This is a genomic window from Aliiroseovarius sediminis (genome assembly GCF_022678485.1).
Classification (GTDB): domain Bacteria; phylum Pseudomonadota; class Alphaproteobacteria; order Rhodobacterales; family Rhodobacteraceae; genus Aliiroseovarius; species Aliiroseovarius sediminis.
In genome coordinates this window covers 143,071-163,643 of record NZ_JALBYP010000032.1, presented here as the reverse complement: position 1 = coordinate 163,643, position 20,573 = coordinate 143,071, and the positions used below count along the sequence as shown (strand labels likewise).

Here is a 20,573-nt window from a genome sequence, read left to right as displayed (position 1 = left end):
ATCTTCTATTTCCTGAGAAATATCACGCGGCTCGCGCGGCTTCTTCGCGTTTCTCGTCCTGTCTGAAAAAGACGTAATAGAACACAGGTGCAGCTACCAATGTCAGGACCGACGCAAAGGCCAGCCCGCCCATGATCGTCACCGACATCGACTTGAAGAACGCGTCCGACAGCAAGGGCGCCATGCCAAGGATGGTCGTCACCGCCGCCAAAACAACCGGGCGCACCCGTGACGCCGATGCCTCGATCACCGCTTTGCGCAGCGGCACGCCGTCGGCGCGGACAAGGTCGATTTCCTCGACCAGCACGATGCCGTTCTTGATCAACATACCCGACAGGCTCAGCAGCCCCAGAAGGGCGGTGAAGCTGAACGGCAGGCCTGTGCCCAGCAAGCCGATAACCACCCCGTTCACCGACATCGGCACCAGCAGCCAGATGATGATCGGCTGGCGGATCGCATTGAACAACAGGACCGAGATCATGACCATGATCAACACACTCAGCGGTAGCTGCGCGCCAAGGCTGGCTTGCGCCTTGGACGAATCCTCGAACTCGCCGCCCCATTCCAGCGCATAGCCGGACGGAAGTTCGATCGCTTCGACCGCCGAGCGGATTTCTGAATGTGCCTGCGCGGTCGTGACGCCCGTCGCCACATCCGCCCCGACCGAGATGGTTGGCAGCCGGTTGCGCCGCTGGACCAGAGTATCCTCGACCCGGTATTTGAACCCATCGGTCAATTGCTCGATCGGCAGATAAGTCCCCGCGACGGGCGAAAACACCAGCTGATCGGTCAGGTTGAATTCTTCGGGCTGTGGGCGGCGCATGATGATCGGGATTTGCCGTTCGCGTTCGCGATACACGCCCGCGCGCAGGCCATCGGTGGCAAACAAAAGCGAACTGGCAATATCGTCACGGTTTACACCGGCGGTCTGGGCGCGTTGAGTGGCATAGACAGGTTCGATCACCAATTCCTGCTCGCGCCAATCCGTGCGCAGGTTCAGAAGGTTGTCAGACGCACCTGCCATCACTTGCGTCGCCTGATCGGCCAGATCCCGCAGCACCGCCGGATCGCTGCCCGAAAACCGCGCCTGAATGGGATCTCCGCCGCCGGGGCCGAAGACCAGCCGCTGAACGCGGAATTCGGCCTGGGGGAAATTGGCGGCACCGAACGCCTCAAGGCGTGCGTGTAGATCAGGAATTGCGGCCAATTCCTTGGCGCGAATGATCAGATGGCCATAGCTTTGATTGTCCTTGCCACCGTCATAGGTCAGCATGAACCGCACCGCCCCGCGTCCCGCATAGGACGCAACCGAGGTAACGTTTTCCTCGTCCAGCAGCCAATCTTCCATCACCTCCAGATCGCTGGAAACCTGCTGGATCGAACTGCCTTGCGGCAGCTTGTAATAGACAAAGAAAAGCGGCGTGTTCGAGTTGGGGAAGAACTGTTGTTTCACCGAGCCAAACCCGACAAAACAGGCCGCTGTAATCGCAACAAGCCCCACAATCACCGGCCAGCGGAAGGTCAGCGATTTATCCAGAACCTTCTTGTAAATGACGAAAAACCGGCCCGAATAGGCATCATCTGCGCTTTGATTGCCCTGTTTGAACAGGTAATGGCCCAAAAGCGGAGTCACCATCAGCGCCAGCACCCACGATAACAGAAGGGAAATTCCGATCACGGCGAAAAGCGAAAACAGGAATTCGCCCGTCGAATCCGGTGAAAGGCCAATACCGGCAAAGGCCATGATCCCGATGACTGTCGCCCCCAACAGGGGGATCTGGGTCTTCTTCGCTGCATCGTCGGCCGCATCACGCGAATGCCGCCCGCGCAGCATCGACACCTGCATCCCTTCGGCCACCACAATCGCGTTATCAACCAACATGCCCATAGCTATGATCAGCGCACCCAGCGAAATCCGCTCCATCTCGATCGAGAAGATGGACATGAACAAAAGCGTCCCCACAACGGTCAAAAGCAGGGTCGTCCCGATCACAACAGCCGCGCGCCATCCCATGAATGCGCCCAGCACCACGATGACGATGCCGACCGACAGCGCGAGGTTCTTCAGAAAGTCGTTCGAGCTTTGCTCAACCACAACATGCTGTTGATAGATCGGGTGCAGTTTGATCCCGTGAGGGATGTCGTCAGACAGCGCGGCAAGGCGGGCATCGACACGGTGGCCCACTTTCACGATATCCTCAGTATCCAGGCCGGCAACGCCGATGGTGAACGCCTCTTCTCCGTTGAAGCGAATGATTTGATCAGGCGTTGCAACGCGCCCACGGCTCACATTCGCCACGTCGGCGACATTGAACAGCTGACCGTTGACGCCAATGCTGAGTGAGGCAATGTCAGACACTGTTTCTGACCCCTCGGGCGCCTGAAACATGATCCGTGCGCCATCCTTGTTCAGCGCGCCCGCCGATGCCACCGAATTGGCTTTAGACACCGCGCCGATGATGGCGTTGGGCGGGATGCCTTGGTTGACGGCCAGCGTCATGTTGGGTTCGATATAGATCGCCTCTTCCGGGACGCCGGACAGATCGACGCCGGCCACCCCATCAACCGCCAGAAGCTCGCGGCGCAGGAAGGTGCCCAGTTCGTATTTCTCGGCGTCCGAGAAGCCGGGCGCGGTGACGGCATAATACAGGCCGAAAACGTCGCCGAAGCTGTCGTTGACAAAAGGCGGATAGGCATTGTCGGGCAACTGGCGCGACGTGTCACGGACCCGCGCCCGCAAGCGGGTCCAGATATCAGGCAGCGCCTCGGCGGGATAGGTTGATTTCACCTCGACATCAATCCGGCTTTCACCGGGCCGATTGGTCGATGTAATCCTCTCAACCTCTTCCATCTTCTGGATGGCGCTTTCCAGCGGTTCGGACACCTCGGTCGCCACCTGTGATGCGCTTGCACCGGGATATTGGGTGACGATGACGGCTTGCTTGATGGTGAAGGCGGGATCTTCCAAACGGCCAAGGTTGAAGAACCCCCAAATGCCACCCAGAAGCATCGTCAGGATGATCAGCCAAGTGTAAAGAGGCTTCTCGATCGAAGCGCGCGCGATGTTCAGCATGACAGCCCCCTAATTCGTAAAGCCGGTGAAACGGCGCACCCTGTCGCCATCGCGCAGCGCAGTCGCACCGGCGGCGACGATCACATCCCCTTCAGCCAGACCCGACAACAGCCTGAAATCACCGTTTGCGGCAGGTTCAACAGTGATCGGAACCGAGGCAACGATGCCGGTCTCATCGTCGTCTGGCGTAAACCGCATGACCGACAGCGCGCCGTCGGGGGCCGCGACGATTGCTGTGGATGGGATCAGGATGCCGGGGTTGTCGTGCGCCGCCGACACACGCACGTTGACGGACGATCCGGGCAACACCTGCAAATCATCCTGTGCAGCCATGCCCAAGGTCAGCCGATAGGTCTGTGCAGCCTGCGACGCCTCGGCATTGAATTCGCGCACCTCGACGGGCAATGGTTCATCATGGGCGGGAAATTCAGCTGTAAAGGTGACGTTCTTGCCCTTCGAGGCGGTCTGAAACAGGATTTCAGGCACATCGATGGCGATGCGAATTTCGCTCATGTCATGCAGTCGCACGACGGGCGCACCCGGGCTGACGGTCACGTAATTATCGACGTTGCGCGTGGCGACCAACGCATCAAAGGGTGCGTAAAGCGTCGCGTTGTTCAAATTCCGCTCGGCCTGACGAAAGGCGATGTCGGCCAGGTTCAACTGTGTCGTCGCATCATCAAGCGCGACTTGGCTGACGGTATTACCGCGCAGCTTGGTCAAGCGCTCCAGCGTGCGTTCGGCCATATCCTTCTGAACCGCCGCCTGTTCCAGCGCAAGCGAGAACTGCTCTTGCTCCAACTGCGCGATCATGTCGCCTTCGGGCACGCGTTCGCCTTCGATCACTGGCAGCTCTACAACCTGCCCACCCACCTGAAACGCCAGATCGACGCTTTGCCGCGCCACGACCTTGCCAAAAAACACACGGCTGAAGGTTTCGTCATTTGCCGTCACAGACAGAAGTTTGACAGGTTTTATCGCCTCTTGGGCTGTGGCCAAGGGGCTGGCAGCAAACAGGGCGACCAGGGCGGCGGTCAATACGCGCGAAATGAAGGGCATTAGAAATCCTTAACAGGTCGTGTGTTTGTGAATATTGGCCTGAATCTTCAAAGACATTCGGGCAAAATCGTTCAGCTCGTCGACCGACAGGCCCAACGTTTCGCACAGCAAGGTGCGTGCCACGACAACCATCGTTGCCCGCAAATCCTGGCCCGCCGGCGTCAGCCTTAGCAGCCACGCGCGGCGATCGCCGGGATCCCGTTCGCGCACAACCAGACCGCTGCTTTCCAACTGATCGGCCAATGTGGTCATGGTCGAGGGCAGCACATTCATCTCGCGCGCAATCGTGCCGAGGCGCTTGGGGCGATCCAGCCAGATCACGATCTTGCGGTCGATATGCGGCACGTCACTGCCATTGTCGATCTCGTCCATCAGCGATTCGATAAAACAGTGTAGCGAAAAAACACCCAGAAGGGCGCCCAGTTCCGGCTCGATCATGGTGTTGGGGGGCTGGTGGTCTGGTTGGGTCATAGCGCAATTTTTCAGATTATTATGTGCTCCACATAAGTTTCACTTTATGAAATATCCAGAAGAAAAAGTAAGTGCGGTTATTTTCATATATCAAACACCTAAAGTCAGTGCCTTTTGCAAATACTCGACGAGGCACTGGTCATGACGTTCTGCTTGCCACGCCATCGCAAGATGGCATTGCATTTCCAATAGATTTCAAAGCGTAACAAAAGCGGCCGACGAAATCTTCGCCTTTTTATTCGAAAACAAGGGTGGATTTTTCTGTCCCAACACAAGATAACTGTCGGAAACAGGATATAGCATGTCGCTATCCTACCTTGCGAAATGCGGTCAGCTGGTGAACTCTTGCCGCCTGACCAAATAATAATGTGACCAAATGGTCCGCTTACTTACTAGGGAGTCCCTCATGTCCAAAGAACTTGAATATCTATCGAAACGGGTCGTCGCGCGCAAACTGTCGCGCCGTCACTTCATGGGCCGGGCGGCTGCGCTTGGTCTGACCGCCACTGGCGCCAGCACGATGCTGTCGTCGGCAGTTTATGCGCAAGGACCGGTCAAGGGCGGAACGATTCGCGTGGGGGTTCCCGGTGGATCAACCACCGACAGTCTTGATCCAGCAACCACGACCAACCAGACCGGTACGATGATCAACCGTTTTTGGGGCGAACCGCTGGTAGAGCTTGCACCGGAAGGTGGGCTTGAAAACAGGCTGGCAGAGGAGGTTTCGGCCTCGGCAGATGCCAAGGTTTGGACGTTCAAGATCCGCTCGGGCGTCAATTTTTCGAATGGCAAGCCGCTGACCGCCGATGACGTGCTGGCAACGATGGAACGCCACGCAGGCGAAGACACGAAATCAGGCGCGCTGGGCATCATGCGCGGCATCAAAAACATGCGCGCCGAAGGCGACAAGTTTATTGTCGAACTGGATACGGCGAATGCCGACTTGCCATATCTGATGACCGACTATCACCTGATGATCCAACCCAATGGCGGCAAAGATGATCCGGCAGCAGCGATCGGTACCGGCCCCTACATCCTGAAAGAGGTGGATATGGGCGTCCGTTTCGTGGTCGAGAAAAATCCCGATTACTGGGGCGATCTGGGCCATGCCGACACGGTCGAGGTTGTGGTCATCAACGACAACACGGCGCGCATGGCGGCCATTCAGTCCGGCCAGCTTGATATGGTGGGGCGCGTCCCGCCACGGACCGCTGGCCTTGTGGCACGGGCGCCCAACATCAATGTCCATTCGACACCGGGACCGGGCCATTACGTGTTCATCGCACATTGTAACACTGCACCGTTTGACAATAACGATCTGCGCCTGGCGCTGAAATACGGCATGGATCGCGAAGAGATGCTTGAAAAGATTCTGTTCGGCTATGGCTCGATCGGGAACGATACGCCGATCAACAGCTCTTATCCTCTGTTTACCGAGATGGAACAGCGCACCTACGATCCCGACAAGGCCAAATTCCACTTCGAAAAATCGGGCCACGAAGGTCCGATCCTTTTGCGTACCTCGGACAACAGTTTTCCCGGTGCGCCGGACGCGTCTGCACTGTATCAGCAATCGCTTGCCAAGGCGGGCATTGACCTTGAGATCAAGCGCGAACCTAATGACGGATATTGGTCCGAAGTCTGGAACGCCAAGCCGTTCAGCACGAGCTATTGGAGCGGTCGACCCACGCAGGACCAGATGTATTCCACGGCTTACTTGTCGACGGCAGACTGGAACGACACCCGGTTCTTCAATGATCAGTTTGACCAGATGCTTCTGGCCGCACGCGCCGAATTGGATGAGACGAAACGCGCTCAGATTTACGGCGACATGGGGGCGCTCGTTCATGACGAAGGCGGGCTGATCTGCCCGATGTTCAACGACTTCATTGATTGCACAACCAATCGATTGGCGGGCTGGGTCGATAACCACAAAGGTCACGACCTGATGAACTTCTATGCCCCGATGAAAATGTGGGTCGCGGGCTGATATGCCGTTATTTTTAAAACTTCTGGTCCAGCGCATCGCGCTGGGCCTGCTTCTTCTGCTTTTGGTGTCGATGCTGATCTTTTGGGGCACCAACATCCTACCGGGGGATGTGGCGCAATCTATCTTGGGCCAGTCCGCTACGCCTGAAGCTCTTGCCAATATCCGAGCCGAGCTGGGACTGAACGAACCAGCACTTAGCCGTTATTTCGACTGGCTGGGTGGGCTTGTACAGGGCGATCTGGGCACCGCGTTGACATCTGGTAAGGATATCGCGAGCAGTTTGGGCTCGCGCCTGAAAAACACACTTTTCCTGGCCTTCTGGGCTGCGGTGATTGCGGTGCCGCTGGCAATTTTCTTGGGCCTGCTGGCTGTCCGCTACCGCGAACGGTGGCCGGACAAACTGATTTCGGCCGTCACGCTGGCCTCAATTTCCGTACCCGAATTCCTGATCGGCTATATCTTGATGTATTTCGTCGGCGTCAAGCTGGGCTGGGCACCCACCGTTTCGATGATCCATGACGGGCTAAGCCTTGGGCAAAAGCTGAACGCCATCGCCCTGCCGGTCGCCGTGCTGACCATGGTCGTGCTGGCCCATATGATGCGAATGACGCGAGCGGCGATCCTGAATGTGATGCAATCAGCCTATATCGAAACCGCCGAGTTGAAGGGGCTGACGATGTTTACGATCATCTGGCGCCACGCTTTGCCCAACTCGATCGCACCAATTGTCAATGTGGTGATGATCAACCTTGCCTATCTGGTTGTCGGTGTCGTGGTGGTCGAAGTTGTGTTCACCTATCCCGGCATGGGGCAATATCTGGTGGATCACGTATCCAAGCGGGATGTGCCTGTGGTGCAGGCTTGCGGGCTGATTTTCGCCGCAGTCTACATCGTGTTGAACATGGTGGCCGACATCGTGTCGATCCTTGCAAACCCAAGGCTGAGGCATCCGAAATGATAAGAATCCCCCCAGCCGCATTGTTCGGGCTGTTTTTCACTGGCCTGTATTTCCTGATGGCCATCTTCGCCCCTTGGATCGCGCCCTATTCGATGACCGAAGTCGTCGGGGGGGTATGGGAACCTTGGTCATCCAAGCACTGGATCGGCACCGATAATATCGGTCGCGACCTGCTGAGCCGCATGATCTATGGCGGACGCACCACGATCTTTATTGCCACCATGGCCACGATCATCAGCTTCACCACCGGATCAATCCTTGGCTTCACAGCCGCTGTGATTGGTGGATGGATTGACCAATTGCTCAGCCGGTTCGTCGATCTGATCATGTCGATTCCGACCCTGATCTTCGCGCTTGTGGTCCTGTCGGTGATGCCGGTGACGCTGCCAATCCTAATCCTTGTGATGGGGCTTCTGGATTCCACGCGCGTCTATCGTCTGGCCCGTGCGGTCGCGGTGGACATCAACGTGATGGATTTCGTCGAAGCCGCAAAACTGCGTGGTGAAGGCAGGATCTGGGTGATCTTCCGGGAAATCCTGCCCAACGCCCTGTCGCCCTTGGTGGCGGAAATGGGGCTTCGTTTCATTTTTGCCGTGCTGTTCGTCTCGACCCTGTCCTTCCTTGGCCTTGGTGTGCAGCCACCCAACGCCGACTGGGGCGGGATCGTGAAGGAAAACAAAGATGGCATCGTTTATGGCATCCCTGCGGCCCTAGTACCTGCCGTCGCCATCGCGACGCTCGCCATCTCGGTCAACCTTGTGGCCGACTGGGTTTTGAACCGCACCACTAGCCTGAAAGGAGGCCGCGGATGAGCGATAAGCTTTTGACAGTGCGCGACCTGAAGATTGGGGCGCGGGTCTATCCACCCGGTGAAAAACCGCATGACATCGAAATCGTGCACGGCGTGTCGTTCGAATTGGAGAAGGGCAAAGTCCTTGGCCTGATCGGCGAAAGCGGCGCGGGTAAATCGACCATCGGCCTTGCCACTATGGCCTACGGCCGTGGTGGTGTCGAAATTACCGGCGGCGAGGTCTGGGTCAATGGACGTGAAATCCTTGGCACCAGGCTGCGCGATCTGCGCAAATTGCGTGGGACCGAGGTGACATATGTCTCGCAATCCGCCGCCGCCAGCTTCAACCCAGCCAAGAAAATCATGGAACAGGTGATCGAGGCGTCCGTCCACGCCGGCAAATTCTCGAAAAAAGTGGCCGAGGCGCGCGCGGTCGAGCTGTTTGCCAAGCTAGGTCTGCCCGACCCTGAAACCATCGGCAATCGTTATCCGCACCAAGTGTCTGGCGGGCAATTGCAACGCTGCATGACGGCACTTGCGCTTTGCCCTGAACCCGATCTGGTGGTGTTCGATGAACCGACCACCGCGCTGGATGTGACCACACAGATCGACGTTCTTATGGCGATCAAGGACGCCATTCGCGACACCGGCGTTGCCGCACTTTATATCACGCACGATCTGGCGGTCGTGGCGCAGGTGTCTGACGAAATCATGGTGCTGCGCATGGGCGACATGATCGAACATGGCACCACCGATCAGATCATCAACGCCCCGGTCGAAGAATATACCCGCGACCTGGTGTCGGTCCGGTCCCGAGTGCATGACGGGAAGCCGCCAACCGAAAATCCGGTCATGACGATTGAACACATCACCGCCCGCTATAAGGGCACGAATTTCGACGTATTGCACGATGTCTCGATGGAGCTTCACGCAGGCCAGACCCTGGCCGTCGTTGGCGAAAGCGGGTCAGGCAAATCGACCACGGCCCGCGTGATGACCGGGCTTCTGCCCGCGCGTGACGGGCAGATCTGCTTTGACGGACGCACCCTGTCCCCCGATCTGGCGGGACGGGCGCGCGATGACCTGCGCGAAATCCAGATGATCTATCAAATGGCCGATGTGGCGATGAACCCGCGCCAGACGGTTGGCACGATCATCGGCCGTCCGCTCGAGTTCTATTTCGGGATGCGCGGCGCAGAAAAACGCAAACGTATCGAAGAGCTTCTGAACGACATCGAGCTTGGGCCCGAATTCAAGGATCGCTATCCGGCCGAACTGTCCGGCGGGCAAAAACAGCGGGTCTGCATCGCGCGCGCCTTGGCTGCAAATCCCAAAATCATCATCTGTGACGAGGTGACATCGGCGCTGGATCCCTTGGTCGCCGAAGACATCTTGAAACTGCTGCACGAACTGCAGGAACGTGAAAATGTGGCCTATCTTTTCATTACCCACGACATTGCCACGGTGCGCGCCATCGCCGACACCATCGCGGTAATGTATCAAGGCCGCGTCGTGCGTTACGGCACCAAGGCCGAAGTTCTGTCGCCGCCGTTTGATGACTATACCGACCTGCTGCTCGCCTCGGTTCCGGAAATGCGGCTGGGCTGGCTGGAGGAGGTCGTGGAACACCGCAGCATGGAAAGCGCCGGCAACTGAGGGCGGACCGCTAACGGGGCCGGACAACATGAACGGAAAGCTACTGTTAATCATCCTGGACGGCGTGCCCTGGCGCAACTGGCGTCGGCTGTTCGGAAATCTGGAGGGCTGGGTGGACGCAGGCGAGGCACAGCGCTGGAAGATGCGCTCGGTCTTGCCGTCGACATCGGCCAGTTGCTATGCCTCGATCCATACCGGTGTTACGCCGCAGGATCATGGCTGCACGGGCAACAACAATGTATTCCGCCTGTCTCAGCCTGACATCTTCAGCCAAGTGCGCAACGCCGGCGGTGTGACCGGCGCAGTCACCCACAGTTATTGGTCCGAATTTTTCAACCGCGCGCCGTTCGATCTGGTGCGCGACATCGAATATGATGAAGCCGACAGCGCCGCGATCAACCACGGTCGCTTTCATACAATGACGGGCTATGGGCTGATCAACCAGACCACACCCGCGGATGTGGACCTGTTCGCGACGCTCACCATGCTTTGCCAGAGGTTCGGGCTGAACTATGGCATCCTGCACACTTGCACCTTGGACAGCATGGGCCACAGGTTCGGTCATGAATGCCGCGAAATGGACCAAGCCTGCTTTCAAGCCGACGAGCAACTGGCCCTGTTCATCAACCGCTGGCGCGCCGACGGGTACGAGGTGGTCGTGACCGCCGATCACGGCCAGACCGATCGCGGCCATCACGGTGGGCGTGAAGACGTGCAGCAGGATGTTGCGCTATATTACTTCGGCCCTGCCATTGGTCCTGATTTTGACGAACGCCTGTGCCAGTTGCAACTGGCCCCGACCATTCTGTCGCGGCTGGGCGCGCGCATCCCCGACACCATGAAAGCAAAGGTATTTCTGACATGACTTGGGCCATCCCCTGCCCCCTTCAACCTTCCCTGGCCATTGCGGGGTCCGCCGAACGTTTCCCCGTCCGCCGTATCTATTGTGTGGGCCAGAATTATGCCGCTCATGCTCGCGAAATGGGATCGAACCCAGACCGCGAGCCGCCTTTCTTCTTCTCAAAGCCCGCCGATGCGATGGTGCCGGATGGGGCGACCGTGCCCTATCCGCCCGGCACTGAAAACCTGCACCACGAGGTTGAACTGGTCGTTGCCATCGGCGTCGGCGGCACCAACATTTCGGTCGAAACCGCGCTGAATCACGTCTGGGGATACGCCATCGGAAATGACCTGACCCGCCGTGATCTTCAGGCAGAGGCCAAGAAAATCGGCCGGCCTTGGGACATGGCAAAGGGATTTGACTTATCCGCCCCCTGCGGTGATCTGCGTCCTGCTGCGGCAACCGGTCATCCAAGTGCGGGATACATCCGCCTGTCAGTGAATGACAAGACGAGACAATCCTCGGACCTGTCAGACCTGATCTGGTCGGTGCCCGAGGTGATCGCCCATCTGTCCAGTACGATCACACTGGCACCGGGCGATCTGATTTTTACCGGAACGCCCGAAGGTGTCGGTGCCTTGGTGCCCGGTGACACCTGTGTTGCCGAGATTTCTGGTCTTGGCCAATTGACCACCCATATCGGTTCCGCGGCGTCCTGACCCAACCAATCTGCGGACGCGGCGCACCTGACAGACCTAACCCCCGTACAGATCTATTGTCTTGCAGCGATGCAGGGCCGGTTGCCCACCTGAGCATTGGTCACTGGTCCTGCCGCACGATATTCGTAACAAGCACGTCGTGAACGACATTTCCCAGAATACTTGTTGCCACCTCGCGCATGGCGCGGCGAAGGTTGGTTAATCGGCTTGTCTGGGTGAAAACCCCATCAAATCCACCAGTATTTGCATGGTTGAACATGACCTGCAGAAACTCATCTCGGAGTTTTGGTTCAAGCTGATAGACGGCTTCGCGGCTTCCCGCTGTGACCTCTAGACTCAGAGACAAAAGGACCAGCGAAACAACGGCCTCATCGTGAACAACGGGGATGACAAACTGGTTGTTTATTTTGACAAACTCGCTGTCTGGATTAGCCTTTTCGTCTGATTGTCCTGGCGTCGCCGGCGCGGTGTCGGTGGTAGCGTTGCCGCACGGATCTTCGGCTACTGGCACTGGCGCCGGACGCAGGTAATATCCTACGCCACCACCAGCAGCCAAACCAAGCAGGGCCAACAAGATCGGCATCAACTTAACCATGATAAAGCCTTTCAGAACGGTAGAATGATGTCAGTGATTTGCTGGCCATAGCGCGGCTGCTGAACATCTGTGATCTGCCCGCGTCCACCATAAGAAATTCGCGCCGACGCAATCTTGTCATACGAAATCTCGTTCTGACGCGATATATCTTGGGGACGCACGAAGCCCGTCACCAGAAGTTCACGAAGTTCAAAATTCACCCGCACCTCTTGCGTACCCTGTATCTTCAGAACACCGTTGGGCAGCGTACCAATCACGGTGGCAGCGACGCGAAGTTCAAGCTTTTCGTTCCGCTTAACCGAGCCGTTTCCATTGGACGAACTGCTGGACGACAATGACACCGCATTCGCCATCGACGCGCCATCGGTCAGCTCTCGGTCGATCGATTGCGGCAGGCCCAGAAAATTTGGCACGCCCATTTCTTCAGAGCCGCCACGCGCACGTTTTGAGCTGTTCTGAAATTCGGCCTTGTCGTCAATCTCGATCACAACGGTCAGAATATCCCCCGCCGTTTGCGCGCGCCGATCACCAAGCAGAGACTGTCGGCCGCCGCTCCAAAGCGATGCTTTGACCGGCGATCCTGTCGGCGGCGTCGTGCGCGGCAGCGCAGATGCGTTCATAGCGATATGTTCGGGGCTCATCTCAACCGGGTTCAGATCCGGCGCCTTGCCAACCTGGTCCAGCCGTGAACAGGCAGATACGACCAAGATGGCGACAGCAGCTACAATAATCGGGCGCATGTGGCATCCTTCGACTTAAAAACGTGTGTTAGAGACTGATACAGTACCGTCCGCGTCCACAGACCCGGTCACAGTGTTGCGCGAAGACAGGTTCAGGATGCGCACGCGATCGCCCACACCGGCGCGTCCAAGACTGCGACCTTCAGCTAGGATCGTGAGCGGACCGGCGACGTAAGCAAGTGTCACGATCTGATTGCGTTCAACCAGTGCAGGCGGGCCGACATCGTTCACCATGATGGGTCGACCCGCATATAAAACCACGCGCGCTTCTTGCCCCACCACGTCTTCAATGGCTTGAAACCCGCCGGGCATATCCGAGGACACCAGCTCAAGGTCTTCAGCGGTCACGATCACATTTGACCGCATGTTGCGCGCGGCAATCACCGTGTCAGCCGCAGTCGCACCGGCACTTCCAATCAATGCAATAAAGCTAAACAGCTTGATCATCACCGCACCTGTGTCGTCGCGGCAAGCATCTGATCAGCGGCGGTGATGACCTTTGAGTTCAACTCATACCCCCGCTGCGCTTCGATCAATTCGGTTACCTCGCGCACTGCATCGACCGAGCTGTTTTCAAGATAGCCTTGGCGCAACGTCCCGCGCCCATCTTCGCCGGGAGCGCCGACAAAAGCGGGACCCGATGCCGGGGTTTCTCGAAACAGATTCGACCCGATGGCCTCAAGACCCTTTTCATTCGTGAACCCCGCCAAGGTAAAGGCGCCTAATAGTTCAGGTTCGGCCGCATTGTCGAAATAGGCATATACCTCACCTTCAGTATTGATCGAGATTGAGCGCGCATCGCTGGGCACCGTGATTTCGGGCGCGACTGCATGGCCGTCCGAGGTTACGATCAATCCGTCCCCCGACAATTTCAAACCACCATCGCGCGTAAAAGCAGAGGCACCCGAGGGCAGCGTGACCTCGAAATAGCCGTTGCCTTCAATGGCGAGATCCAAGTTGCCATTTGTTTGGGACAGCGTCCCCTGTTGAACCAACATCGACACGGATGCCGGTCGGACACCCAACCCAAGCTGTACTCCCGTGGGCAACGCGGTTCCGTCCGAAGCATTGATCGTTCCTGCGCGGGCTATTTGTTGGTAATGTAGGTCCGCAAACTCTGCCCGCCGCGCGTTGTAACCGGTGGTGGACATATTCGCGAGATTGTTCGAGATCGTCTCGACCCGCATTTGTTGCGCCAACATACCTGTGGCTGCGATATCCAATGCACGCATGTTCTGCCTCCTTTATCGACCGACTGTTTTCAGGACTGCGCGAATGCGTTCGTCCTCTTTTTCAAGAAATTTCTGGCCTAGCTCATAGCTGCGCTGGACCTCGATCATGCGGGCAACTTCGGTGATCGGATTAACGTTGGACCCTTCGATGAAACCCTGCAGGATTGATGCCTCGACCAACGCGGGTTCAACCCCGCCCGGTGCTTCGAAACGCACACCCTCGCGGTGCAAAAGATCGTTCTGATCAACCGGCAAATACAGCCCAATCTGAGCAACCGCGCGGCCATCGACCGACAGTGTCCCATCGCTGGCAACCGACACGGACCGAGCATCGGGTGGCACGAAAACCGGTGCACCGCCACCGTCCAACAGGCGATAGCCGTCAGGGGTTGACAATTCGCCCAGCGCTGAAGGTGTAAATGATCCTGCACGCGTTAGAAATTGTCCGTCAGGGCCATCAACCATGAAGAAACCATCGCCTTCGATGGCAAAGTCAAACGTTCCTCCGGTTTGGGTCAAACCCCCTTGCTGAAGGTCAAGCGCACGCACATTGGCCGTCGCCATCGACAGCGACGGGTCGTCACCGTCAAGCGCACTTACGTACTCTGAAAAAATGATGCCTTCGCGCCGAAAACCAGTTGTGGATGCGTTGGCGATGTTGTTCGCGACGCTCTGCATTTCGCGCATCAGACCGGATTGCCGCGTCAGCGTTGTATATCCAATGTTATCCATTACCTAGCTCCCAGCAATCAACGGAATGACTCGCATTTGGAAGAAACTGACCAGAGTTTCAGTCATGAATCCCATACTTCCCCAGAACACGACCAGAATGGCCAAGAGCTTTGGCACGAAGGTCAGTGTCATCTCCTGAATTGAGGTCAACGCCTGAAAAAGACCGACAATCAAGCCCGACAGAAGTGCGACCGTTAAAATCGGCAACGAAATCATCACCGCGATCCAAAGACCGGCCCGCAGAGTGTCGTAGAAGACAAACTCTTCCATCATCACACCGGCATTCTCAGAATTTCCTGATAAGCTTCGACGACCTTGTTGCGCACTGTGACGGCTGTCTCGACCGCCAGTTCGGTCTGGGCAAGCGCTTGGACCAGCGCGTGCGGATCAGCGTTACCAGACAAGGCCGCCATAGCGGTCTTTTCACCGTGCTGCACGGTTTCTGCAAAGCTGTTGGCAGCAACCGCGAACGGGTTTGTGACTTGTTCGCCGTTCGGCAAAGGCGTCGCCGCCTGACGTGATGCCGCGTATTGCTGCGATGCGAGGGTTGATCTTATGTCCATTGTTTCAAACTCCTATCGACGCAAAAGTTCAAACAGGCTGCGCGACATTTGTCGGGTCTGATCAAACATTTTAAGGTTGGCTTCATAGCTGCGTTGGGCCTCTCGCGCGTCTGCGATTTCGACCACCAGATCAACATTCGACCCCAGGTAATGGCCCGTTGCGTCCGCCATCGGGTGAGACGGATCATATATTTTCGGCAAGGCGGTTTGGTCCAGCGACACATGGCCAGTCCGCACCTCACCGGTGGCGTGACCGCCGTTTATGGCGGCCTCAAAACTAGCGACTTTTCGGCGGTAACCGGGCGTGTCGGCGTTTGCAATGTTCTCAGACACGTGGCGCAGGCGATTGGCCTGGCTGTGCATGCCTGACGCGGCCGCTGCCGATGACGCTTTCAAATCATCCATCTGTGCTTACCTCACCTACGGCCCAAGGCGCTGCGCATGATGCCCAGCGATGTCTTATAGATAGTCAGTGCCAGATCATGATCCCGCTTCGCTTCAGCCGCCGCCATCATCTCGGTCTCAAGCGCGACCGAGTTGCCGTTAGGCGACATAGCGCCTGCGCGATATACCGGCCGCGGATCAATGTCGGCCCGCGCGACATCCGTTCCCGCACCAATATGACGCGCACGCGTCGCCCGCATCGCAGAGGAATCATCCAGTTGGAATGTCTTGGTAAACGACGACACGTCCTTGGCACGGTATCCGGGCGTATCGGCGTTCGCCACGTTCTGCGCGATGACGGCCTGTCGCGCGGCCGAGTGTTTCGCCAGCCCTGCGGCTTTGGCTAAGATATCCGTTTTTTCGAACATCGGGGCTTCTCCCTCGATTGGTTTCAACCAAGGCTTAACCCCGATTCCTTTAAAAACAGTTTCAAAGGATAATTTGGAGTGCCTCATGACTCAGATCGGATTTGAACAGTTGACCGCCGAGGTCTCATCAGTGCGGCCCTTCGCAGACGTAGGGCGCATTGTCCAAATCGGGCGCGGGACACTACAGGTTCAAGGCTTGTCCACGGTCGCAGCACAGGCGGACCTGGTCGAAATTCGCCCCGCAAAGGGACGCGCACGGATGGGTGAAATTTTGAATCTTTCCGCGGAAACAGTCTCGATTCTGCCAGATGGCGACATCGAGGGTTTGCAAATCGGCGATGCGGTTTTTCTGAAGGGTCGTGCAGACATCGCACCAGATGGCAGCTGGATCGGACGGGTCATCGACCCGATGGGCAACGCGTTGGATGATCGGCCAATCCTGCGCGGGCCGCATGTCTCGCCCTTGCGCGGGCATGTGACGAATCCCACCCATCGCCGCGCGCTGGGTGCGCGTCTGGAAACCGGGTTAGCCGCGTTCAACACATTTCTACCGATCGTCAAGGGGCAGCGAATCGGTCTTTTTGCCGGGTCAGGTGTGGGTAAGTCGACCTTGTTGGCTAAACTTGCCCGCGGCGTGCAGGCCGACGTTGTTGTGATTGCCTTGATTGGCGAACGGGGTCGTGAGGTCAGGGAATTCGTTGATCGCGTTCTTGGTCCCGAAGGGATGAAACGCGCGGTCGTCGTCGCCGCTACGTCAGACCAATCGCCAATGGTGCGTCGCCGCTGTGGCTGGTCTGCGATGACGGTCGCCGAACACTTTCGCGACCAAGGCAAACACGTTCTTTTATTAGCCGACAGCGTCACCCGTTATGCCGAGGCGCATCGTGAAATCGCATTGGCGTCAGGCGAAGGGGGCAATCTACGAGGCTTTCCGCCCTCGACCGCGCAGCAAATCACAAACCTCTGCGAACGCGCCGGACCCGGATCAGGCATGGCGGGCGATATCACAGCTATCTTCTCGGTGTTGGTTGCCGGGTCGGATATGGAAGAGCCCGTCGCCGACATTCTGCGCGGTGTCTTGGACGGGCATGTCGTTCTGGACCGGAATATCGCAGAACGCGGACGGTTCCCCGCGATAGACTTGCTGCGCTCAGTGTCACGCGCACTGCCTGAAGCCGCAACGGATGACGAAAACGCGCTGATTTCAAGGGGTCGCAAGCTGTTGGGGCAATACAGCCGGTCAGAGATGATGATACAGTCAGGACTTTACACCACCGGATCAGATCCGGCACTGGACGAGGCGATCGCCGTTTGGCCAGAGCTTGATGCCTTTCTGACCGAGGCGGAGCCCAAGAACAGCGCAGTAAGCTTCCAACGCCTTGCAAAATGCATGGCGACATAGCGAACAGTCGGTCAGTATTGGATTTGTTGAAGAAGGTTCAGCGCGATCGAGCCGCTGGACATCGACGCAGTGCCAGCCGCGATTTGCGACCGGACAAGGAAAAGGCGATTAAGCTCGTCCCTTTTGCCTTGGTCCGTGAATTGATCAACGCTCGTATCGCCGAAATAACGGTCGGCCTTGTCGCGTAACATGGAAAGTTGTTGGTCGATATCTATCGACCCAAACGCTGTCGGCAAGCCAAACGCCGTTTGAAACACCTCTCGCAAAGGGGGATTGCCCATGATCTTGTACCATTTCGTATCATCAGATCCCGAGCCACGAACAATATCTGAAAGCTGATTGTCCAGCGTCATAGCCAGCCGCATCGTGGGGTCTTGCTGTCCCACCGCAATCTCGAACTGCTTGGTTCGGTAAGCCGCCGTGATATCCGCCGCAAAATCCGACATCTGTGTGCGTGGGATGTTGTAATCACCGAAACCAAAGTCCTTCGCGAACTCTAGATATCGCTTATCAGATAGCTTGTTGGCCAGATCTGCCGGATCGAGCGTTCCGTCATCAAGCACCTTATTGATAAAATAGGTGCTGTTCAGATCATCATCCAACCCGTATGCACCCAACGCCACACGCAATAGTCTGCGATCGCCAACCAGATCAGAGCTGGTCTTGACCTCTCCGATATTGCTCTCGAAATATTGTGTGTCACGCTGGATTTGGGGCGACGCATCAAAAGCTTTTTGCTGAGCGGCTTGGGTCCGTTGCAAAAATGCCCATCCAGCTGCGCCACCCATGGGAACGATGGGCTGATAGGTCATGAGACCCGCGCGCCCAACAAGCGTTCTTCGCGCGGCAGCAGCGCACGCAGATGTTTAAGCGCAAGATAGTGCTGACCTTCCAGCACCGCACTCGTGGATTTTGCCAACAATTCACGGCTATCCAAATCGGTCATGACTTGGCTCAGCTGTTCAATCCCTCGCAATAGCTGCATATGTGCATCATTTTTCTCCACATCGCCCGACAATACGAGCTGAGCAATATAGCAGACCCTGCGCACCGGCGTGTTGGCGTGTTCAGGATGGATTGCATCCCGCAGTCTCAGGATATTTGCGTTCGGGGTCATAATCGACAGACGCGACCGGCGATCGCCGTTTTCTATGACAGCGCCATTGATCAAAACCCGTTCTTTTGGGCTAAGTTTTAAGACAAGGCCGCTCATACCGTCCCCTCCGACTGGCGCAAGCCGCGCATGACGGCGGTGTTGATCTCAACCAGAACCGATGCATCTTCACCTTCAGACAAAACCTTCCGACTGTGATCGGCAGTGAACTCGGCTAGATAGAACAGCCGGGCGCGCAGATCGCTGGGAAGTGCATTGTCCTCGTTCGCAACATCGGCGGCCAGAAGGGTCCACAGGCGACGGTTTTCGTGCAAAGCCGCAGCCAGATCCGCAAAACTGGATGTTCGCGCCCGACCCAATTGATGCGTAACCTTTGCAAAGGCTTCATATTCGGTGCCGCGCGACGTGCGCAAGGGCGCGCGAGACGTGGAATTATAGGCCGTTTTGGCCATGGCAACAGCGTTCACGGGGATTTCCTTCCTATGACGGGAACTTCATAAGGTTGGTAAGGGGGCGCCATTTTTGCGCCCCCAGCTTATCTTATCGGAACAGCGATAGGATGCTCTGCGGAGCTTGGTTGGCGATCGACAATGCCTGCGTGCCAAGCTGCTGCTGCACCTGAAGCGCTTGCAGCCGTGCCGATGCGGCTTCCATGTCGGCATCAACCATGGCACCAATGCCGGATTTCAATGAATCCGACAGTTTGCCAACAAAGTCGGATTGGATTTCAATCCGGCCTTCGACAGAACCAAAGCTTGCCGCAGCATCAATCGAGGTCTGAATCATGTTCTCGATTGCCCCAAGGGCAGCATCGGCGCCCGCCGCATTCGACACGTTGATGCTGGCCAATTCAGCCAGACCACCGCTGCCGCGCGTTGCGCTGAACGAGAATGCAGCCGCCGCGTTGGTTTCGTTGGTGATCACAAGATGACCGGTGTTCGTGTCGGCATCCATGCTGAAGCTGTTGCTATCAAGCCCTTGAGATATAAGAGCGTTCTTCATACCAGCAACAAGTGCTTGCGCTGTATCACCTTCCTTGACGACATAGGTGCCTTGGACGCTTCCGATGGTCAGCGACAACTGATCGCCGACAAGTAACCCCGCCGGATCAGCGTTGTTGATACCCGCAGTATCCGGCTTTACGGCCGCCCCACCACCAAGGAATGCGAAGGTATCCATGGTAATCGAATCATTCGTGCCACCATCATTGGCGTCAATCACGCCGGCGGTTCCCGCATCGGTCCCGACCGCAGCCGCCGTCCCAGCCAGTGCCACCCCAGCCGTCAACGACAGGTTTTGTGCATCAACACCAATCGAGCTGGTCACAACCGAACCGTCGGCCTTGCGGTCAAGCGAAGACAGAACATCAATGCCGGAATTCGTATTGACGTTCGTGCCGGTTTGCGACCCATCGACGAGGTTCAAGCCATTGAACTGGGCTGCACCAACCACGGACGTGATCTGGTTGCGCAGAGCAACAATGTCGGTTTGAATCTTGTCGCGATCAACATTGTCTTCCTGCGAGGCGACGATCTTGGATTTGATCTCGGTCAGCAGGTCGGTGACTGTTTCCGAGGCTTGGCGAGCAACGGCGACGGTGCTTTCGCCCAAGGACAAGCTGTCCGAAATGCCTTTGAAGCCTTTCACGTCGGCTTCCATCACCTTCGAAATCGCCCAAACCGCAGCGTTGTCCTTGGCAGATCCGACAGATTTACCGGTCGAGATTTCCGCCTGCGTGCTGGCCAGGTTCGAGTTGATCGATTTCAGTGTCTGAAGCGCAACCATTGCGCTGTTATTTGTCAGAATACTGGACATAGAATATTTCC

General features: G+C 57.2%; 23 protein-coding genes. 7 read left to right on the top strand and 16 right to left on the bottom strand.

Annotated elements, in window-relative coordinates; translation table 11 throughout:
- Positions 1 to 22: 22 nt before the first annotated feature.
- From MN186_RS09825 to MN186_RS09815, 3 genes are read right to left on the bottom strand one after another with little or no spacing between them, the layout of a single operon-like run.
- Positions 23 to 3,070: an efflux RND transporter permease subunit gene (locus MN186_RS09825; protein ID WP_242114328.1), complete on the bottom strand. Its 3,048-nt coding sequence runs from the start codon at positions 3,068 to 3,070 to the stop codon at positions 23 to 25.
- A 12-nt stretch (positions 3,071 to 3,082) separates the two neighbouring features.
- The gene (locus tag MN186_RS09820) at positions 3,083 to 4,132 is read right to left on the bottom strand and encodes an efflux RND transporter periplasmic adaptor subunit (protein WP_242114197.1); all 1,050 of its coding nucleotides are present in this window, start codon (positions 4,130 to 4,132) and stop codon (positions 3,083 to 3,085) included.
- A 9-nt stretch (positions 4,133 to 4,141) separates the two neighbouring features.
- Positions 4,142 to 4,603 carry a MarR family winged helix-turn-helix transcriptional regulator gene (locus tag MN186_RS09815; RefSeq protein WP_242114196.1) on the bottom strand — a complete coding sequence of 154 codons (462 nt, stop codon included), beginning with the start codon at positions 4,601 to 4,603 and terminating at the stop codon, positions 4,142 to 4,144.
- 406 nt (positions 4,604 to 5,009) lie between these two features.
- Here MN186_RS09815 and MN186_RS09810 point away from each other — a divergent pair, with 406 nt between their 5' ends.
- The 6 genes from MN186_RS09810 to MN186_RS09785 are packed head-to-tail and all read left to right on the top strand — an operon-like array spanning position 5,010 to position 11,557.
- Positions 5,010 to 6,593 carry an ABC transporter substrate-binding protein gene (locus MN186_RS09810; protein ID WP_242114195.1) on the top strand — a complete coding sequence of 528 codons (1,584 nt, stop codon included), beginning with the start codon at positions 5,010 to 5,012 and terminating at the stop codon, positions 6,591 to 6,593.
- Between the two features lies 1 nt (position 6,594).
- Entirely contained in the window at positions 6,595 to 7,551 is a 957-nt protein-coding gene (locus tag MN186_RS09805) for an ABC transporter permease (protein ID WP_242114194.1), read from the top strand.
- Positions 7,548 to 8,363: an ABC transporter permease gene (locus tag MN186_RS09800; RefSeq protein ID WP_242114193.1), complete on the top strand. Its 816-nt coding sequence runs from the start codon at positions 7,548 to 7,550 to the stop codon at positions 8,361 to 8,363. The genes MN186_RS09805 and MN186_RS09800 overlap by 4 nt, the downstream gene beginning before the upstream one ends.
- Positions 8,360 to 9,997: an ABC transporter ATP-binding protein gene (locus MN186_RS09795; RefSeq protein ID WP_242114192.1), complete on the top strand. Its 1,638-nt coding sequence runs from the start codon at positions 8,360 to 8,362 to the stop codon at positions 9,995 to 9,997. Before MN186_RS09800 ends, MN186_RS09795 begins: the two co-directional genes overlap by 4 nt.
- A 28-nt stretch (positions 9,998 to 10,025) precedes the next feature.
- Positions 10,026 to 10,862, top strand: a complete 837-nt coding sequence (locus tag MN186_RS09790; protein ID WP_242114191.1) for an alkaline phosphatase family protein — start codon at positions 10,026 to 10,028, stop codon at positions 10,860 to 10,862.
- Positions 10,859 to 11,557, top strand: coding sequence for a fumarylacetoacetate hydrolase family protein (locus tag MN186_RS09785; RefSeq protein WP_242114190.1), 699 nt, complete (start codon positions 10,859 to 10,861; stop codon positions 11,555 to 11,557). The genes MN186_RS09790 and MN186_RS09785 overlap by 4 nt, the downstream gene beginning before the upstream one ends.
- Positions 11,558 to 11,657: 100 nt before the next feature.
- Here the strand turns inward: MN186_RS09785 and MN186_RS09780 are convergent, their stop codons facing one another.
- Genes MN186_RS09780 through MN186_RS09740 form a run of 9 tightly spaced genes read right to left on the bottom strand, consistent with a single transcriptional unit; the run spans position 11,658 to position 16,231 of the window.
- Positions 11,658 to 12,152 carry a flagellar basal body-associated protein FliL gene (locus tag MN186_RS09780; protein ID WP_242114189.1) on the bottom strand — a complete coding sequence of 165 codons (495 nt, stop codon included), beginning with the start codon at positions 12,150 to 12,152 and terminating at the stop codon, positions 11,658 to 11,660.
- A gap of 11 nt (positions 12,153 to 12,163) precedes the next feature.
- A complete protein-coding gene (gene flgH / locus MN186_RS09775; RefSeq protein WP_242114188.1) occupies positions 12,164 to 12,892 on the bottom strand; it encodes a flagellar basal body L-ring protein FlgH in 729 nt (242 codons plus the stop codon).
- Between the two features lie 15 nt (positions 12,893 to 12,907).
- Positions 12,908 to 13,339, bottom strand: coding sequence for a flagellar basal body P-ring formation chaperone FlgA (gene flgA, locus MN186_RS09770; RefSeq protein WP_242114187.1), 432 nt, complete (start codon positions 13,337 to 13,339; stop codon positions 12,908 to 12,910).
- A complete protein-coding gene (gene flgG / locus MN186_RS09765; protein ID WP_242114186.1) occupies positions 13,339 to 14,124 on the bottom strand; it encodes a flagellar basal-body rod protein FlgG in 786 nt (261 codons plus the stop codon). Before flgG ends, flgA begins: the two co-directional genes overlap by 1 nt.
- A 12-nt stretch (positions 14,125 to 14,136) precedes the next feature.
- Positions 14,137 to 14,856: a flagellar hook-basal body complex protein gene (locus tag MN186_RS09760; protein ID WP_242114185.1), complete on the bottom strand. Its 720-nt coding sequence runs from the start codon at positions 14,854 to 14,856 to the stop codon at positions 14,137 to 14,139.
- 3 nt (positions 14,857 to 14,859) lie between these two features.
- Entirely contained in the window at positions 14,860 to 15,129 is a 270-nt protein-coding gene (locus MN186_RS09755; RefSeq protein ID WP_242114184.1) for a flagellar biosynthetic protein FliQ, read from the bottom strand.
- Positions 15,129 to 15,419, bottom strand: coding sequence for a flagellar hook-basal body complex protein FliE (gene fliE / locus MN186_RS09750; RefSeq protein ID WP_242114183.1), 291 nt, complete (start codon positions 15,417 to 15,419; stop codon positions 15,129 to 15,131). Before fliE ends, MN186_RS09755 begins: the two co-directional genes overlap by 1 nt.
- Before the next feature lie 12 nt (positions 15,420 to 15,431).
- A complete protein-coding gene (flgC, locus tag MN186_RS09745; RefSeq protein ID WP_242114182.1) occupies positions 15,432 to 15,824 on the bottom strand; it encodes a flagellar basal body rod protein FlgC in 393 nt (130 codons plus the stop codon).
- 11 nt (positions 15,825 to 15,835) lie between these two features.
- Positions 15,836 to 16,231, bottom strand: coding sequence for a FlgB family protein (locus MN186_RS09740; RefSeq protein WP_242114181.1), 396 nt, complete (start codon positions 16,229 to 16,231; stop codon positions 15,836 to 15,838).
- A gap of 85 nt (positions 16,232 to 16,316) precedes the next feature.
- On the opposite strand from MN186_RS09740, the gene MN186_RS09735 reads away from it, so the two are divergent.
- Positions 16,317 to 17,633 (top strand): FliI/YscN family ATPase, encoded by a 1,317-nt coding sequence (locus tag MN186_RS09735; protein WP_242114180.1) that lies wholly within the window; start codon positions 16,317 to 16,319, stop codon positions 17,631 to 17,633.
- 11 nt (positions 17,634 to 17,644) lie between these two features.
- On the opposite strand, the gene MN186_RS09730 is transcribed toward MN186_RS09735, so the two are convergent.
- The 4 genes from MN186_RS09730 to MN186_RS16515 all read right to left on the bottom strand — a co-directional run bounded on the left by MN186_RS09730 (position 17,645) and on the right by MN186_RS16515 (position 20,562).
- Positions 17,645 to 18,445: a DUF1217 domain-containing protein gene (locus MN186_RS09730; RefSeq protein ID WP_242114178.1), complete on the bottom strand. Its 801-nt coding sequence runs from the start codon at positions 18,443 to 18,445 to the stop codon at positions 17,645 to 17,647.
- Positions 18,442 to 18,846 (bottom strand): flagellar biosynthesis repressor FlbT, encoded by a 405-nt coding sequence (gene flbT, locus MN186_RS09725; protein WP_242114177.1) that lies wholly within the window; start codon positions 18,844 to 18,846, stop codon positions 18,442 to 18,444. Before flbT ends, MN186_RS09730 begins: the two co-directional genes overlap by 4 nt.
- The gene (gene flaF / locus MN186_RS09720) at positions 18,843 to 19,214 is read right to left on the bottom strand and encodes a flagellar biosynthesis regulator FlaF (protein ID WP_242114176.1); all 372 of its coding nucleotides are present in this window, start codon (positions 19,212 to 19,214) and stop codon (positions 18,843 to 18,845) included. The genes flbT and flaF overlap by 4 nt, the downstream gene beginning before the upstream one ends.
- Before the next feature lie 73 nt (positions 19,215 to 19,287).
- Positions 19,288 to 20,562 (bottom strand): flagellin, encoded by a 1,275-nt coding sequence (locus tag MN186_RS16515; RefSeq protein WP_275066124.1) that lies wholly within the window; start codon positions 20,560 to 20,562, stop codon positions 19,288 to 19,290.
- Between the last annotated feature and the right edge of the window lie 11 nt (positions 20,563 to 20,573).

Coding starts and splice junctions, on each gene's coding strand:
- MN186_RS09820 (WP_242114197.1), bottom strand. CDS start 4,132: ATGCCCTTCATTTCGCGCGTATTGACCGCCGCCCTGGTCGCCCTGTTT.
- MN186_RS09815 (WP_242114196.1), bottom strand. CDS start 4,603: ATGACCCAACCAGACCACCAGCCCCCCAACACCATGATCGAGCCGGAA.
- MN186_RS09810 (WP_242114195.1), top strand. CDS start 5,010: ATGTCCAAAGAACTTGAATATCTATCGAAACGGGTCGTCGCGCGCAAA.
- MN186_RS09805 (WP_242114194.1), top strand. CDS start 6,595: ATGCCGTTATTTTTAAAACTTCTGGTCCAGCGCATCGCGCTGGGCCTG.
- MN186_RS09800 (WP_242114193.1), top strand. CDS start 7,548: ATGATAAGAATCCCCCCAGCCGCATTGTTCGGGCTGTTTTTCACTGGC.
- MN186_RS09795 (WP_242114192.1), top strand. CDS start 8,360: ATGAGCGATAAGCTTTTGACAGTGCGCGACCTGAAGATTGGGGCGCGG.
- MN186_RS09790 (WP_242114191.1), top strand. CDS start 10,026: ATGAACGGAAAGCTACTGTTAATCATCCTGGACGGCGTGCCCTGGCGC.
- MN186_RS09785 (WP_242114190.1), top strand. CDS start 10,859: ATGACTTGGGCCATCCCCTGCCCCCTTCAACCTTCCCTGGCCATTGCG.
- MN186_RS09780 (WP_242114189.1), bottom strand. CDS start 12,152: ATGGTTAAGTTGATGCCGATCTTGTTGGCCCTGCTTGGTTTGGCTGCT.
- flgH (WP_242114188.1), bottom strand. CDS start 12,892: ATGCGCCCGATTATTGTAGCTGCTGTCGCCATCTTGGTCGTATCTGCC.
- flgA (WP_242114187.1), bottom strand. CDS start 13,339: ATGATCAAGCTGTTTAGCTTTATTGCATTGATTGGAAGTGCCGGTGCG.
- flgG (WP_242114186.1), bottom strand. CDS start 14,124: ATGCGTGCATTGGATATCGCAGCCACAGGTATGTTGGCGCAACAAATG.
- MN186_RS09760 (WP_242114185.1), bottom strand. CDS start 14,856: ATGGATAACATTGGATATACAACGCTGACGCGGCAATCCGGTCTGATG.
- MN186_RS09755 (WP_242114184.1), bottom strand. CDS start 15,129: ATGATGGAAGAGTTTGTCTTCTACGACACTCTGCGGGCCGGTCTTTGG.
- fliE (WP_242114183.1), bottom strand. CDS start 15,419: ATGGACATAAGATCAACCCTCGCATCGCAGCAATACGCGGCATCACGT.
- flgC (WP_242114182.1), bottom strand. CDS start 15,824: ATGGATGATTTGAAAGCGTCATCGGCAGCGGCCGCGTCAGGCATGCAC.
- MN186_RS09740 (WP_242114181.1), bottom strand. CDS start 16,231: ATGTTCGAAAAAACGGATATCTTAGCCAAAGCCGCAGGGCTGGCGAAA.
- MN186_RS09735 (WP_242114180.1), top strand. CDS start 16,317: ATGACTCAGATCGGATTTGAACAGTTGACCGCCGAGGTCTCATCAGTG.
- MN186_RS09730 (WP_242114178.1), bottom strand. CDS start 18,445: ATGACCTATCAGCCCATCGTTCCCATGGGTGGCGCAGCTGGATGGGCA.
- flbT (WP_242114177.1), bottom strand. CDS start 18,846: ATGAGCGGCCTTGTCTTAAAACTTAGCCCAAAAGAACGGGTTTTGATC.
- MN186_RS16515 (WP_275066124.1), bottom strand. CDS start 20,562: ATGTCCAGTATTCTGACAAATAACAGCGCAATGGTTGCGCTTCAGACA.